We start from the raw sequence: 14,424 nt of genomic DNA, 5'->3' as shown, positions 1-14,424 counted from the left end.
TGAAGAGCAAATGTTCTCGCATACCGAATATTCGAGTCTCATACATTCCGATATACGGATGGCATAGACGACGCAACCTATATGACGCGATCGGTGCAGCAGGCAGCTGCCGGCATGTGACGAAGTCAGCGGATACAGGCAAATGCCCGCAGATACGAAAAAGGCTCCGGTGTTTGCCGGAGCCTTTGCTTGTACCCCCAACCGGATTTGAACCGGTGTTGGCGCCGTGAGAGGGCGTAGTCCTAGACCGCTAGACGATGGGGGCATCTTCACTTTTCAGCGGCTGCGGCGTGAACCGCAACGAGTGAATAATTTACGGGAGCATTCCATTTTCGTCAACTACGGCGTGTCACATTGTGACCCTTTGGTTGACAAAACCGGTTTCATCGCTCTTTGAGAGGCCATTCCGCCGATCACGGCAGCCCGGCCAGAACGTCGATCATCCACGTCGACGCCCGCGCATACGCGGCCCACACATGCATAGCATGCATAGTCCCCGCACATACACGCAAATGGGACGCCCGCCGGATGCGACGGACGCCCCACAAGCCTCACAATATGCGCAGATGCGAGCGGCTTCCGGCCATGCAATCACAGCGATCACACGACCGGATCAACGATCACAGGTGCTCGCGCAGGCCCTTCAGACGAGCCACGGTCACGTCCTTGCCGACGATCTCCATGGACTCGAACAGCGGCGGGGACACGCGGCGGCCGGACATGGCCACGCGCACCGGGCCGAACGCCAGACGCGGCTTGTAGCCGCCCTCCTCCACGAGCACCTTGCTGAGCAGCTCGTGCAGCGGATCAGTCTTCCACTCGGACTCGTCAACGGCCTCGAGCGCGGCAATGGCCTTGTCGAGCACGTCGGCGGCGGAATCCTTGAGCTGCTTGCGGGCGTCGGCGTCGGGCTCGATGTAGCCCTCGGTCGACAGCAGCGAACCGACCATGCCGGCCACTTCGCCGAGCAGGCGCACGCGCGGCTGCACGAGCGGCGCGGCGGCCGTCAGCACGGCCTTCTCACGGTCGGTGAGCGCATCCCAGTTGTCGGCGGAGACCACGCCGTCGCGGTGCAGGTACGGCACGGAACGACGCAGGAAGTCCTCGGGCTCGAGCGCGCGGATGTGCTCGGCGTTGATGGAAATGGCCTTGTCGATGTCGAAGCGGGCCGGGTTGGCCTTCACGTCGCGCACGTCGAACTTGGCGATCATCTCGTCCATGGAGAACACGTCGCGGTCGGGGGCGATGGACCAGCCGAGCAGCGCGAGGTAGTTGAGCAGACCCTCGCGGATGAAACCGGCGTCACGATGGTTGAACAGGTTGGACTCCGGGTCACGCTTGGAAAGCTTCTTGTTGCCCTGGCCCATCACGTACGGCATGTGGCCGAACAGCGGGGTCTGCTTGGCGATGCCGAGCTCGATCAGGTAGCGGTAGAGCACGATCTGACGCGGGGTGGAGCTGAGGAGGTCCTCGCCGCGCAGCACCACGTTGATGTCCATCATGGCGTCGTCCACCGGGTTGGTGAGCGTGTACAGCGGGTCGCCGTTCGGACGCACGATCACGTAGTCCGGCACGGAGCCGGCCTTGAACTCGATGGTGCCGCGGATCAGATCGTCGAACGCGATGTCCTCGTCGGGCATGCGGATGCGCAGCGCGGGCTTGCGGCCCTCGGCGCGGAAGGCGGCCTTCTGCTCCTCGGTGAGGTTGCGGTCGTAGCCGTCGTAGCCGAACGCCTTCGGACGACCGGCGGCCACGTTGCGGGCCTCGATCTCCTCGGGAGTGGAGAAGGATTCGTAGGCGTAGCCGGCCTCGAACAGCTTGGCGGCAACGTCCTTGTAGATGTCGGTGCGCTCGGACTGACGGTACGGGCCGTGGGGGCCACCGACGTCGATGCCCTCATCCCAGTCGATGCCGAGCCAACGCAGGGATTCGAGGATCTGGTTGTAGCTTTCCTCGGAGTCGCGCTGAGCGTCGGTGTCCTCGATGCGGAACACCAGCTTGCCGCCGGTGGCGCGGGCCTCGGCCCAGTTGAACAGAGCGGTACGAATCATGCCCACGTGCGGGGTGCCGGTGGGCGACGGGCAGAAGCGCACACGAACGTCCTTGGGAAGTTCGGGCTTTGCTGCGGACTTTGCGTTTTCAGAATGCTCTTCAGTCATACGCCCTATTGTGCCGCGCCGACGCGACGGATACCAGACCATTCGCGGGACTCCATGCGGGAGGATTCCAGATGCGCGGGATGAACGGTTTCATTGCGGACATCATGCAGGGGGGTTAGTGTGGAACATGTTGTGCGATAAGTGAAGACGTCAGTAAGAGAAAACCGTTGCGACCCGTAGGGTCCGACAAGGAGAAGACCATGTTCTGCACGAGCTGTGGTGCCAAAAACGACGAATCGAATATGTTCTGCACCGTGTGCGGCGCACCGTTGGAGCACGATCCCGCGCAGGAGCCGCCTGCGACGAACGCCGACGATGGCAAGAGTCATGTGCACGTCAACAATCAGGGTTACGGCTACGGGCAGCGGCCGATGGACTTCCGGAATGCCGGTGCGGGCCAGACGCCGATGTCGGCGCCGCAGTCTCCGACGCCCCAGCCGTCGATGCCGCAGAATCCGTCGATGGTACAGCCGATGGCCGCGCCCGGCGGAACAGCCGCGCCCGGAACGCCCGGGAGCATCGACGTCGGCAACACCATCAACGTTCCCGGCGGCGCCAATGCCAATGGCGGCGGATTCCCCGGAGGCGCGTCCGTCGGAGCGGGAATGCCCGGCGCCGCGGCCGTTCCCGCTCCGACGCAGAACAGGAACAAGATGATCGCCATCATCGCGGCGTTCGTGGCCGTTGCGTTCGTGGGAGGCATTGCGGTCGCCACACTGATGCGGCAGAACGATTCCACGTCCACCGCTCAGTCCGCACAGTCCAGCCAGTCCCCCGTCTACGGCGGATCGGATGAGGCGAGCGCGGGCACGCCGGAGCAGACCATGGGCAAGGTCGTGTCGGTGAGCGCGGGCGGTTCCTTCGATCTGGCGGTGGATGCCAACGGCAAGGCATGGGCGTGGGGCTACAACGGCCATGGTCAGCTCGGCAGCGCGACCGGCAGCGACTCCCAGTCCACCAAGCCGGTGCAGGTGGCGATCAAGGGCACGGTCACCAAGGTGGCGGCCGGCACCGATCATGGTCTGGCGCTCACCTCCGACGGCAGCGTCTGGGCGTGGGGCGCGAACGATCACGGTCAGGTGGGCGATGGCAGTGCTGCGGTGTCGGTGGGCAAGCCCACCAAGGTGACCGGCCTGTCCGGCGTCACCGACATCGATGCGGGTGACCGCTATTCCCTCGCGCTGAAGTCCGACGGCACGGTGTGGTCGTGGGGCTATGGCGACGGTGGTCGTACCGGTCATGGCATCGGCAACAGCGAGGATACGCTGGAACCGCAGCAGATCGCCGGCCTGTCGGGTGTGATCGACATCGGAGCGGGCACGAAGCATGGCATTGCGCTCACGAATTCCGGCGAATACACGACGTGGACGTGGGGCGGCGGCTCGAACACCGATGGCCCGGTGCCGATTCCGAACGCCGGCGATGTGGCGGCCGTGGATGCGGGCAACCAGTATTCGATCGTGCTGCATCGCGACGGCACGGTGCACGGCTGGGGGCAGAACGACAAGGGCCAGCTCGGCGACGGCAACCCGAAGGCGTGGCAGGCGCAGCTGGTGGACGCGGATGGCATGCCGAGCATCACGGCGATCTCGGCCGGCGACTCGCACGTGCTGGCACTGGGATCCGACGGCAGCGTCTGGGCATGGGGTCTGAACGACAAGGGCCAGCTGGGATCCGGCAGCGGTTCGAGCACGGTTCCGGTGCAGGTCGGCGTCTCGAACGCCACCGCGATCGGGGCGGGTGGCAGCCGCAGCGTGGCAGCCACCTCCGACGGTCAGGCGCTGAGCTGGGGCGACGGCACGAGCTCGCCCACGGAGATGAAGTAGGGCTCCCCGCCTATCGGTACACAAACCGAAGATACGACTAGTCCTCGTTGGAATTCCAACGCGGTTCGGGGCATATCTTCGATTTGTGTACCGTCATAGGGGCATACTGTGGGTTTTGGATCAATCGATTTCCCGGCCGATCGGCGCGCAGGCTCCTCACCTTACTGTTCTCCGTCATCGACCGTGGCGCACACGCGCAGGAGGCAAGGTGAAGTGAACAAGGTCAGGCAGTATCTTCCCACCGTGATCGCGGTGATCGTTCTCGTGGCGGTGTGGGAGGCGTGGTGCCGTCTCGGCAACGTCTCCCCCATGATGATCTCGTCGCCGAGCGAGATCGTTCAGGCGACCATCGAGACGTGGCCCACGCTCTGGCCGGCCACCACGGTCACGCTGTACGAGGGCGTGGTCGGTTTCCTGCTGGCGGTGCTGTTCGGCGTGATGATCGGCATCGGATTCCACTGCTCGCGCACGCTCAACGCCGCGCTGTTCCCGCTGCTGGCGGCCGCGCAGACGATGCCGCTGATCACCATCGCCCCGCTGTTCATCATCTGGTTCGGCTTCGAGACGTCGGGCAAGATTGTGATCGTGGCCGTGTTCGGCCTGTTCCCGATCGCCGTGCAGACCGTGCGCGGCCTCGACGCGGTGCCGCAGTTCTACTCCGATGTGGCACTCACCTGCGGCGCCACGCGCACGTGGACGCTGTGGCATGTGAAGCTGCGCGTCGCGGCCCGGCAGATCTACGGCGGCGTGCGCATCTCCGCCGCGTACATCTTCGCCACGGCGGCCACGGCCGAATATCTGGGCGCACGTAAGGGGCTCGGCATCTGGCTGCAGGCTGCGTACAACTCGTTCCGCACGCCGCTGATCTTCTCCGCCACGTTCGTGATCGTGGCATTGACGGCCGTGCTCATGCTCGTCGTGAATCTGTCGGAACGCGTGCTGCTCGGACCTGCCGGCGACGACGAGGATCCCGACGCCGAGGAGTAGTCCGACCGTCGTTGTTCGTTCGATCGGAGCAATCGATCAGGGGTTCTCATAATCGCACAATAGTCACCACTACATTTTCACCACACAATGTGGGAGAATGGTGATGGATCAACGAATGTGCACGGCACGACACCGCCCGACGATCACCTTCGCACGACGGCGCCGACGCGCACTCAAAGAAGGGATATCTATGACCGATCCGAACAGCAACGGGTACACCGGCGGCAACACGAACCCCTACGGGCAGAACGGCCAGTCGGGCTACGGCCAGAATTACGGACAGTCGGGCAACGGAGCCAATCCGTACGGCCAGCCGAGCCAGCCGTCGTATGGACAGCAGACGGGAGCCAGCCCCTACGGCCAGTCTCCCTACGGCCAGACCAGTGGCCAGACGAGCGGCAGCCCGTACACGCAGAACACGAACCCGTACGGCGGCAATCCGTACGGTCAGGGCTCCAACCCTTACGGACAGCCGAGTACGAACCCGTACGGCCAGCCGGGTCAGGCGGGCGCGGGCTACGGTCAGCAGCCGCCGATGGCGCCGGCACCGCAGTACGGCGGTCAGAACGCGTACAGCGCGACCGGCGAGCCGCCGCTGTGGGCCCCGTGGTACGGCATTTCGTTCCCGAATGCGATCGTGCGCTTCTTCAAGAAGTACGCGGTGTTCCACGGCCGCGCCTCCCGCAGTGAGTACTGGTGGTGGTTCCTGTTCAGCGCGATTATTGGCGCGGTGTTCAGCCTGCTGAGTTCGGCCACTGACGGCAGCACGATCATCGAAGGGCTGGAGGGCATCTGGAACCTTGCGGTTCTCGTGCCTGGCGTGGCGCTGGCCATTCGCCGCATGCACGACGCGAACCGCAGCGGCTGGTGGGTGCTGCTGCCGTACGGTCTGATCGTGCTCGCGATCATCGTGATGCTCATCGGCGGCGGCGCCGGAATCCTGGCTGCGACCGGCAACGGCGGTGTTGGCGGCGGTGTGAGCAGCATCGGTCTGATCATCGTCGGATTCCTGCTGCTGATCGCGGGCGGCATCACCAGCATCGTGCTGTACATCGCGCCGAGCGATCCGCAGGGCGCACGCTTCGATCGTCCGAACGCGTGATCTGCTGAAACAGCTATACAGCATTGGCTCCCCTCAGTCCGCCATACGGCGGACAGCTCCCCTCAGAGAGGGGAGCCAGGGGGGGATTAATTCGATGGCTCCCCTCGTTGAGGGGAGCTGTCAACGCAGTTGACTGAGGGGAGCATTGGCCAGACACTAACTTGGCCGTGCTCCCCTCAGTCTGTCTACGACAGACAGCTCCCTTCAATCCACCAACGGTGGACCGAGGGGAGCCAGTTGCATATTGGGCGAAAGGCGATGAGGCCTTACAGCTCCACGGTCTCCTTGCCGGGATCGTCCTTGACGTGGGCGAACTTGGCGGCGAGCGCGGCCTTGCTCTTGGCCTCGTCCTCCTCGCGCGCCTTCTTCTTGGCCTCGGCCGGATCCCACAGCACGTCCTCGCGATGCTTGCGCCATTCGGTTGCGGCGGGCTCGGCGAGCACGTCGATGAACTTCGCGGCGCCACCATCATCCGGGCCGGCGACGGCGATCTCACGCAGCTGCTTCACGGTGTCCAGCTCGAGGAACACGCGCGGCACGCCCAGCCATTCGTCGAACTCGTTGAAGTACAGCACGGCGGGCAGTGCGGCCTTGAGCGCGGTCTCCTCGTCGTCGCCGGCGGTGAGCGCCAGCATCTGCGCGAACGCGGCGGCGCCCAGCGCGTAGCGACCGGGCAGGTCGTCTGCAGTCAGAGCGGAGCCTTCGGCGGCAGCGGCGGCGATCAGTTCACGCGCGGCTGCAACGGTGTCGTCGTCCCACACGTCACCGAGCTGAGAGGCAGACTCCACGATGCGCTCGGCGTCGCCGTCCTCGGAGAAGTCGACGGAGGTGTCGTACGCGTCGTTGGCGTTCAGCAGCGCGTCGACCAGCGTCTGCGGACGGCCGGGGATCTCGTCGGCGCCCTCGTACACGTATTCGGCGTCGGGCATGGTCACGTCCTCGCCGGTGAGCGCGATGGCAAACTGCCTCGTCACGCGCACCTGGAAGGATTCGGCGTACTTCACGTCGTTGTCGATCTGCACGTGATCGTGCAGGGGCCACAGATCGGTCAGTTCCTTGCCGACTTCGATGGCAGCAGTGGTGGCCGGCAGCTGCTTCAGCGCGGCCACGGAAGAAATCCATGTGGTATTGCTCATACCTTTCAGTATGGTCGCGCTGACGGAGAAATCCGGCGGTTTTCGCCAAGTTGACCCGCGTTCGGGCGGTTTTCGTGACCAAGATCACGTTGACGACCAACAATGACGATTACCAATGACGGTCCGCTCGGGAAACGTGCGAGACCGCGCACGTCACTGCACGCCGGCGGCCGGGTCGGCGTACGCGACGGCGAGCAGTTCGCGCGTCTCCGAGTCGAACGTGAACGACGTGACCGAGGCGAGCGCGGTGTGACGTTTCCACATCCAGTGCTCGGCGCTGCCGGTCTCCATGAGGTGACGGAACGAGTAGATCGGCGATTCGTGGCTCACGACGATCACCTGCTCGCCGGGGTATTCGCCCACCTTTTCGTACACGAAGTCGCTCATGCGCTGGCCGATGTGATCGTAGCTTTCGCCCCACGACGGCTTGTGCAGGTTGCGGATGAGCCGCAGGTTCTCCGGCCGCCACAGCGCGCCGTCGCCGTGGCCGATGCGCTTGCCGCGGAACTCGTTGCCCGCCTCGATCACGCGCTCGTCGGTGGTGAGTTCGAGCGGCTGCTCTCCGCGCTCCTCACGCACCGAGTTGAGCGCCTTGAGGATCTCGCCGGCGGTCTCGCGCGTGCGGTCGAGCGGCGACGAATAGACCGCGGCCGCATGGTTGAGCCCGGAATGCGCGGCGATGTAGCGGGCCGTAGCCTGGGCCATGCGTACGCCGCGCGAGGAGAGATGGAAGTCGGGCAGACGTTCGTAGAGCACGTGGTTCGGGTTGAACACTTCGCCGTGACGGACCAGATGAATGGTGGTTGCGGGCATCGTCGATGAGGCTCCTTTACTGGGATCGTCGGACGGGTTCGTCGGGATGGACTCACCGAGGCAAATCGCTGAACCGGAACCGTCAGGGCAAACCGCTAAGGCAAACCGCTGGAGCGGAACCGCTGAGACAGCCGATACAGTCACTCGGACAGCCGCCGACGACGAACGTTGTTATCGCTGCCATCCAGTCTACCCGTATGGTGTCGGCTTCCCCACTGTCGGGCGTACGGCGACATGAGCATTAGCGGTAATCGATGGCGAATGACGACAGACAGACCGCGATAGATGGTCCGCGACGACCGCCGACGACTGTCCGCGAGGTCACAGAAAATTCATATGAATACTGGACGAATGCTGCGTGTCGGGGTCGGGAAAAGGTATAGGCTAGCTCAAGTTTGCATGCAGTAACCGAATGGTCGGTATGCGAACATAACCGAAAGAATCGACGAACGTAATCGATCACCAACCCTGTCACGGGCGGAACGGCAGCGCGGCCAAAGCGGACCGCGGCCGGCAACGCCACGAGCACCACCAAAGGAGGAGAGGCAAGGCATGTCAACATTCATCCAAGCGATCAAAGACGTCAACCATCGTGTATTCGGCGGCTATGCGGAGCTTCTCCGCATGCCGCACTCCGCACGCTACGCCATCGGCTCGGTCATCGCCTGCATGCCGTTCCCCATGGTCGGCATGACCATCACCATCTCCGTGCAAACCTACTACGGCAGCTACGGACTCGCCGGCGCGCTCACCGCCGTGCAGGCCATCGCACTCGCCATCCTCACGCCGCTGCTCGGCAAGCTCACCGACAAGTTCGGCCAGCGGCAGGTCTCCATCCCCACGATCATCCTGTGGATGGTGTCGGCCATCGCGCTCGTCACATGCATCACGCACCGCGCGCCCGAATGGATCCTGTACTGCATCACGCCGTTCCTCGCATGCATCCCGCCGTGGGGCGCCATGAGCCGCGCCCGCTGGACGCACCAGCTCAAGGGCGACAGCGAGAAGATCAACCGCGCGCTGTCGCTGTCCGGCGTGTTCGACGAATGCATGTGGGTGGTCGGCAACCCACTCGCCTCGATCCTCGCCGTGATCTCCGGCGTGCTCGCGTTTTCGTTCACCGGCGTGTGCGTGCTCGTGGGCGCGCTCATGTTCCTCACCGAGCTGACCACCGAACCGCCGTCGCAGACGCAGCTGGCGCGCGCGGCCGGACTCACGCGCAAGGAGTACCGCGAGCGCGAGGCGGCCCGTGCGGCGGCCATTCAGGGCGGCGACGCGGACAACGCCAAGGATTCGATCTGGGGACCGGGTCTGATCGCCGTGTGCGTCACCTGGTTCGGACTCGGCGCGTTCCAGAGCGCCACCGCCATCTCGATCATCGCGTTCGCCAAGGAGCAGGACATGGCCCAGTTCACGGGCTTCGTGTTCGCCTGCTTCTCGTTCAGCTCACTGTGCGGCGCACTGGTGTACGGCGCGAAGAACTGGACGATCCCGCTGTGGAAGCGCTTCTACTTCTGCCTCGCCGTGGTGAACATCGGCATCAGCTGCTTCGTGCTCGCCAAACATCTGTGGGTCATCATGATCATCTACCTGCTGTGCGGCGTGTGCCAGGCGCCCACGTGGATCAACGGCAACCAGATCATGCTGCATCTGGTGCCGCCGTCGCGCTTCACCGAGGGTGTGGCGTGGATGGGCGCGATGAACTCGATTGGCGCCTCGGTCGGATCCGCGATCGCCGGCCAGTTCATCGACCGGTACGGTTCGCATGGCGGATTCATGACCGTGACCGTGCTCGCGCTCGCTTCGCTGGTGATCGCGTTCGTGGGCTTCAAGCAGATCAAGTCCAGCACCGAGACGCCGATCCTCGCCGAAGTGCACGTGTGACGGGGCTGGGCCGCTCCTACGCTGCGGGCTGCCGCCTTCTACGCTGCGGGTATGGCGTGGATTTGTAACGAACCCGCAGCGTGGCGCGGCTCCCGGTGCGGGTCTGTCATGGAACCGATACATACCCGCACCGAACCGATTCGTTCGCTGCGGGTATGTTCGTCGAGCGCATCAAACCCGCAGCGTGGGCTCGTATCCGCTGCGGGTATGTATCTTTGCACGAACGAACCCGCAGCGTGCGGCACCAGGTGGTATCAGGCAGCGGTCGCGGTGCCGTTGCGTATATCCCGTACGCCGCCACATACCAATTGAGGGTTCGTTGGAGACTCCCGACGAACCCTCAATCCAACTCGATGTGCGCAAGCGCCAAACGGCAAAGCTGTTCCGCTACTTCCAACCGAACGGCGCGTGCTCGATCGACCACATGCCCAGGCGATGCGAGAAGCTCTTCTCGCGCTTGGCCTCTAGCTCCTCCTCCGTGAGCTTGTGATCGCCGGAACGCAGGCGGTTCATGGCGTTGGTGTGTGTGTCGTCGAGCAGCCACTTACGGATGACGAAGTTCCAGACCATCACCACGGCCGTGGCCACGAGCTTGCCGATGTTCGTCCAGATCACGTACTGCGTGTGCATCGTGTACATCGAATCGTGCGGCATCCACGACGTGCTGATCCACACGATCACCTCGTTGATGATCCAACCGATGAACGAGGAGGTGAAGAAGATGGTGATTTCCATCCAGCGGGCCATGTCCGCGCGGTGCTTGAACACGAACTTCATGCTCGCCAGATAGTTGAAGATCAGCGATACGAAGAAAGAGATCGACGTGGCCAGAATGTTGTGCATGTGCATCATCAGAAGCAGGTTCATCAGGCCGTAATCGATGACAAAGGCGATGACACCCACGATGCCGAATTTCATAAGCTGTGCAATCAGTTTTCTCACCCGCCCCATTTAACTCAGGCACCCTGACCGGCGGGTTCGGGGGTGGGAAACCCCTCCCCGATCTTTACGATTTGAAGGATTTACGGGTTGGGACCGTTCGATTGTTCGATTCTGTGGGGTTTTGGGAGAGATCTGTTACGGGCCCAAGGTACGGCGGTTCACAAATCGAAGATAGCTCAGATTTTTGGGAGAATACCGCCGTCTTTTTTCGGTATCTTCGATTTGTGAACCGGCGCAGCTCGAGCCTCTTCGAATCGGAACATTCCCCGAACAGAACCGCACATTTAAGGATCGATTCCGGGCGATTTGCCGCATTGTTTGGACACATCACCAGTATGTGCCGAGACCGGCATCGCAGAACTGCAAAGTAGCCAAATTACAGCGCTGCAATTTCAAGGCCGCTGAACCCGTACTTTGCAGTTCTGCGATGTTTGCTTCGGAGCATCGCCTCCGCGACACCCGAAAACCGCACAATTCGGTTCACGTGGAACGCCCGAGGGGCGGGTTACGCTGGAATCGGGACAGTAACCGATCAATCAAAGGAGCGATCATGCCCGTCATTCACACCCATGCCAGCACCAACATCAGCAAGGAGCAGCGCGAGGCCCTGAAGACCGCGTACGGCAAGGCCATCACCGCGGTTCCCGGCAAGTCCGAAGGCTGGCTCATGTGCCCCTTCGAGGACAACATGCCGATCTACTTCGGCGGCGACGACGGCAAGCCCGCCGCCTACGTGGAGGTGAACGTATTCGGCAGCGACGTCCCGCGCGCCAGCTGGGAGGAGCTCACCCGCCAGATCGACGCCGCGCTGGAGGATGTGCTCGGCATCCCCTCCAACCGCGTCTACATCCGCTACACGGCGACGACGGACTGGGGTTGGAGCGGCCGCAACTTCTAGTCTTTCTCCGTCGCGAGCCCCTCGCGCTCGACCATGGCTCCCCTCGCTGAGGGGAGCTGTCGGTGCAGCCGACTGAGGGGAGATGGAGATACACACCACAGGGGATAGCACGGTTTGCCTGCGGGGTCTGTTTGGACGCAGGGAAACACTCCCCGCTTCCCGGAATGCAGGACTCCCCTCAGTCCGCCATACGGCGGACAGCTCCCCTCGGCGGCGAGGGGAGCCATGGGTTATGATGCGCCGTGCCAAGTCCACCAAACAAACAAAAAGGGCCCCGCAGACGCGCAACTGCAATGCGCGAATCTGCGGGGCCCTTTGGGCTTAAGCTCGGGTCGGTCGATTATCGACTGACATCATTCCCACGAAGCCCGGAATCAAACCGAATTAAACGGAATCAAACCGGACCGAACCGCGGTGAACGAAATCAGGCGGCGACCACCTTGATGGTGAAGTTGGCGGAGATCTCCGGGTGGAGCTGGACCGTAGCGGCGAACTCGCCGGTGGTCTTGATGTTCTCCACGGTGATGTCCTTGGCCTCGACGGCGGTGCCCTTGGCGGACAGCTCCTGAGCAACGTGCTTGGTGGAGATGGCGCCGAACAGCTTGCCGGACTCGGAGACCTTGGCGGCGATCTCGACGACGGTGCCCTCGATGGCGTTCTTGGCGGCCACGGCGTCCTCGCGAGTGGCGAGAGCGGCGGCACGGCGAGCGCGCTGCATCTGCTCGATCTGAGCGGCGGCACCCTTGCTCCACGCGAAGGCGAGGCCCTGCGGGATCAGGTAGTTGCGGGCGTAGCCCGGCTTCACCTCGACGACGTCGCCGGAGTGGCCCAGGTTGCTAACGGTGGTGGTGAGAATAACCTTGGTATCCTTAGCCATTGCTAAATCCTCCTATCAGCGGCCGGAAGTGGCGTACGGCAGCAGAGCCATCTCGCGGGCGTTCTTGATGGCCTTGGCGAGCTCGCGCTGCTCCTGGACGGTGACGCCGGTGATACGACGGGAACGGATCTTGCCGCGATCGGAGATGAACTTGCGCAGCAGAGCCACGTCCTTGTAATCGATCTCGGTAACCTTGGCAGCCTTCAGCGGGTTCGGCTTCTTCTTGAACGGCTTCACCGGCGGCTGCGGCCTCTTGCGTGACATATGCACTCCTTACAAATTACGACTGATGTCTTTGACTTTGTGTCGGCCTGTGCCGACTTTGTGTCTGTTGTCTGTTCGTCATGCCGCCCGGCTGTGGCCTGTGCCCGCCGTTGACGGTTGACGATGGTAAGCGTTAGAACTCCGGCTCGTCGTCTCCGCCACCGAAATCGTTGGTGGCTCCGAACGAACCGTACGAACCCGAGGCGTCGGCACCGCTCGACCACGGATCGGCCGCGGGGGCGGCCGGCGCGGACTGGTGCTGCGGAGCGGCCTGAGCGGCTGCACCGCCCTGGTATCCGCCCGAATATCCACCGGAGTATCCGCCCTGGTAGCCTCCCTGCGCGGGAGCCGCATTGTTGCGCGGGGCACCGGCGAATCCGCCACCCTGGCCTGCGCCCTGGTAGCCGCCGTTGCCTCCGTTGCTGTTGCGGGTCACCTGTGCGGTGTTGCGCGACAGTGCGGGTCCGATCTCATCCACGCGCAGCTCCACCACCGTGCGGGTGCTGCCGTCGTTGGCGGTGTAGGAACGCTGGGTCAGGCGGCCCTGCGCGATCACGCGCATGCCCTTGGCCAGCGACGCCTGGATGTTGGAAGCGATCGGGTTGTAGTTCGAATCCCATGCCGAGCAGCGGAGGAACAGCGCTTCGCCGTCCTCCCACTGACCCGACTGCCTGTTGTAGGTGCGGGGGGTGGAGGCGATGGTGAAGTTCGCCACCGTGGCACCACTCGGAATGGTACGCAGTTCAGGATCGGCCGTGAGGTTGCCCACGACCGTGATGACGGTATCTCCTGCCATGATTCAGCCTTCCTGGTTCGCCGCACCCTCGCCGTGGCTTGGGTTCGGCCGGGAATCGTACTTCGTTGACGTTCTATGCTCTAGAGGTTCTAGACGTGTAAGACGTGGGAAGTGATTCGGGCTATGCCCGAAGGATCACTTGGCGTCCTTACGAAGAATCTTCGTACGGATGATGGACTCGTTGAGGTTCAGCAGACGGTCGAGCTCGGCGCTGGTGGCCGGTTCGGCGGTGTACTCGACGACGGCGTAGTTGCCTTCGGTCTTGCCGGCGATCTCGTAGGCCAGCTTGCGACGGCCCCAGTAATCGGTGCTGTCGATGGTGCCCTTTTCATCGGTGACAACCGTGAGGAACTGCTCGGTGAGCTTCTTCAGTGCTCGTTCATCCAGCTCGGGATCGGCAATGAGCATCAGTTCATACTTGTGCGCAGACATCACCCACCTCCTTCGGACTAAAGGCCATGGACGGTCCATGGCAGGAGTGTGTAAGCGCGTGCCCAAAATGGGCAACTCTCATAAGCTACACTCCCCCGAGGACTACGACTGCGGCGAGTTGCGTTTTGCACTGCGTCGACTTTCCACAGCGGCCATCCTGCACTGATTTATCGAGATCATGTCGGGACGTCCGCAAACCAAACGATCGGCGACCACCCTTCCCCACCCCAATCTCCACCAAACTCCCAGCCGACTTCCAGCCGCGTCGGCTTAGCTATATACAGATCGTTATTTCAACAGATCATGCA

The 14,424-nt window shown here is 63.2% G+C and carries 13 protein-coding genes and 1 tRNA gene; 5 read left to right on the top strand and 9 right to left on the bottom strand.

Features of this window, described 5'->3' with window-relative positions:
- Nucleotides 1–192: 192 nt before the first annotated feature.
- Both D2E23_RS06105 and gltX read right to left on the bottom strand, forming a co-directional pair.
- Nucleotides 193–265: transfer RNA gene (locus D2E23_RS06105), tRNA-Glu, on the bottom strand.
- A gap of 355 nt (nucleotides 266–620) precedes the next feature.
- A complete protein-coding gene (gltX, locus tag D2E23_RS06100; protein WP_126030091.1) occupies nucleotides 621–2,159 on the bottom strand; it encodes a glutamate--tRNA ligase in 1,539 nt (512 codons plus the stop codon).
- Between the two features lie 200 nt (nucleotides 2,160–2,359).
- On the opposite strand from gltX, the gene D2E23_RS06095 reads away from it, so the two are divergent.
- The 3 genes from D2E23_RS06095 to D2E23_RS06085 all read left to right on the top strand — a co-directional run bounded on the left by D2E23_RS06095 (nucleotide 2,360) and on the right by D2E23_RS06085 (nucleotide 6,074).
- Nucleotides 2,360–3,985, top strand: coding sequence for a zinc-ribbon domain-containing protein (locus tag D2E23_RS06095; RefSeq protein ID WP_126030090.1), 1,626 nt, complete (start codon nucleotides 2,360–2,362; stop codon nucleotides 3,983–3,985).
- 213 nt (nucleotides 3,986–4,198) lie between these two features.
- Nucleotides 4,199–4,972 carry an ABC transporter permease gene (locus D2E23_RS06090; protein ID WP_126030089.1) on the top strand — a complete coding sequence of 258 codons (774 nt, stop codon included), beginning with the start codon at nucleotides 4,199–4,201 and terminating at the stop codon, nucleotides 4,970–4,972.
- A gap of 190 nt (nucleotides 4,973–5,162) precedes the next feature.
- A complete protein-coding gene (locus D2E23_RS06085; RefSeq protein ID WP_164520713.1) occupies nucleotides 5,163–6,074 on the top strand; it encodes a DUF805 domain-containing protein in 912 nt (303 codons plus the stop codon).
- Between the two features lie 266 nt (nucleotides 6,075–6,340).
- On the opposite strand, the gene D2E23_RS06080 is transcribed toward D2E23_RS06085, so the two are convergent.
- Nucleotides 6,341–7,210: a hypothetical protein gene (locus D2E23_RS06080; protein WP_126030087.1), complete on the bottom strand. Its 870-nt coding sequence runs from the start codon at nucleotides 7,208–7,210 to the stop codon at nucleotides 6,341–6,343.
- Between the two features lie 153 nt (nucleotides 7,211–7,363).
- Nucleotides 7,364–8,023 carry a histidine phosphatase family protein gene (locus D2E23_RS06075; protein WP_126030086.1) on the bottom strand — a complete coding sequence of 220 codons (660 nt, stop codon included), beginning with the start codon at nucleotides 8,021–8,023 and terminating at the stop codon, nucleotides 7,364–7,366.
- 552 nt (nucleotides 8,024–8,575) lie between these two features.
- Here D2E23_RS06075 and D2E23_RS06070 point away from each other — a divergent pair.
- A complete protein-coding gene (locus D2E23_RS06070; RefSeq protein WP_126030085.1) occupies nucleotides 8,576–9,907 on the top strand; it encodes an MFS transporter in 1,332 nt (443 codons plus the stop codon).
- Nucleotides 9,908–10,294: 387 nt separating this feature from the next.
- Here the strand turns inward: D2E23_RS06070 and D2E23_RS06065 are convergent, their stop codons facing one another.
- Nucleotides 10,295–10,849: a GtrA family protein gene (locus D2E23_RS06065; protein WP_241227240.1), complete on the bottom strand. Its 555-nt coding sequence runs from the start codon at nucleotides 10,847–10,849 to the stop codon at nucleotides 10,295–10,297.
- Nucleotides 10,850–11,399: 550 nt separating this feature from the next.
- Here D2E23_RS06065 and D2E23_RS06060 point away from each other — a divergent pair.
- Nucleotides 11,400–11,747: a tautomerase family protein gene (locus D2E23_RS06060; protein WP_126030084.1), complete on the top strand. Its 348-nt coding sequence runs from the start codon at nucleotides 11,400–11,402 to the stop codon at nucleotides 11,745–11,747.
- Between the two features lie 424 nt (nucleotides 11,748–12,171).
- On the opposite strand, the gene rplI is transcribed toward D2E23_RS06060, so the two are convergent.
- From rplI to rpsF, 4 genes are all read right to left on the bottom strand, one after another.
- A complete protein-coding gene (rplI, locus tag D2E23_RS06055; protein ID WP_093961240.1) occupies nucleotides 12,172–12,624 on the bottom strand; it encodes a 50S ribosomal protein L9 in 453 nt (150 codons plus the stop codon).
- 15 nt (nucleotides 12,625–12,639) lie between these two features.
- On the bottom strand, nucleotides 12,640–12,888 hold the full coding sequence (gene rpsR / locus D2E23_RS06050) for a 30S ribosomal protein S18 (protein WP_093961239.1): 249 nt from the start codon (nucleotides 12,886–12,888) through the stop codon (nucleotides 12,640–12,642).
- 133 nt (nucleotides 12,889–13,021) lie between these two features.
- Complete coding sequence (locus D2E23_RS06045) at nucleotides 13,022–13,684, bottom strand: single-stranded DNA-binding protein (RefSeq protein WP_126030083.1); 663 nt, start codon at nucleotides 13,682–13,684, stop codon at nucleotides 13,022–13,024.
- A gap of 135 nt (nucleotides 13,685–13,819) precedes the next feature.
- A complete protein-coding gene (rpsF, locus tag D2E23_RS06040) occupies nucleotides 13,820–14,116 on the bottom strand; it encodes a 30S ribosomal protein S6 (RefSeq protein WP_126030082.1) in 297 nt (98 codons plus the stop codon).
- Nucleotides 14,117–14,424 lie beyond the last annotated feature (308 nt).

This window comes from Bifidobacterium callimiconis (genome assembly GCF_003952005.1).
Lineage (GTDB): Bacteria > Actinomycetota > Actinomycetes > Actinomycetales > Bifidobacteriaceae > Galliscardovia > Galliscardovia callimiconis.
This window is presented reverse-complemented; position numbering and strand designations above follow the sequence as displayed.

Bases quoted from the DNA above. Each gene is read 5' to 3' on its own strand.
- D2E23_RS06070 (WP_126030085.1), top strand. From the start codon at position 8,576: ATGTCAACATTCATCCAAGCGATCAAAGACGTCAACCATCGTGTATTC.
- gltX (WP_126030091.1), bottom strand. From the start codon at position 2,159: ATGACTGAAGAGCATTCTGAAAACGCAAAGTCCGCAGCAAAGCCCGAA.
- D2E23_RS06075 (WP_126030086.1), bottom strand. From the start codon at position 8,023: ATGCCCGCAACCACCATTCATCTGGTCCGTCACGGCGAAGTGTTCAAC.
- rpsR (WP_093961239.1), bottom strand. From the start codon at position 12,888: ATGTCACGCAAGAGGCCGCAGCCGCCGGTGAAGCCGTTCAAGAAGAAG.
- D2E23_RS06045 (WP_126030083.1), bottom strand. From the start codon at position 13,684: ATGGCAGGAGATACCGTCATCACGGTCGTGGGCAACCTCACGGCCGAT.
- D2E23_RS06085 (WP_164520713.1), top strand. From the start codon at position 5,163: ATGACCGATCCGAACAGCAACGGGTACACCGGCGGCAACACGAACCCC.
- rpsF (WP_126030082.1), bottom strand. From the start codon at position 14,116: ATGTCTGCGCACAAGTATGAACTGATGCTCATTGCCGATCCCGAGCTG.
- D2E23_RS06080 (WP_126030087.1), bottom strand. From the start codon at position 7,210: ATGAGCAATACCACATGGATTTCTTCCGTGGCCGCGCTGAAGCAGCTG.
- D2E23_RS06095 (WP_126030090.1), top strand. From the start codon at position 2,360: ATGTTCTGCACGAGCTGTGGTGCCAAAAACGACGAATCGAATATGTTC.
- rplI (WP_093961240.1), bottom strand. From the start codon at position 12,624: ATGGCTAAGGATACCAAGGTTATTCTCACCACCACCGTTAGCAACCTG.
- D2E23_RS06060 (WP_126030084.1), top strand. From the start codon at position 11,400: ATGCCCGTCATTCACACCCATGCCAGCACCAACATCAGCAAGGAGCAG.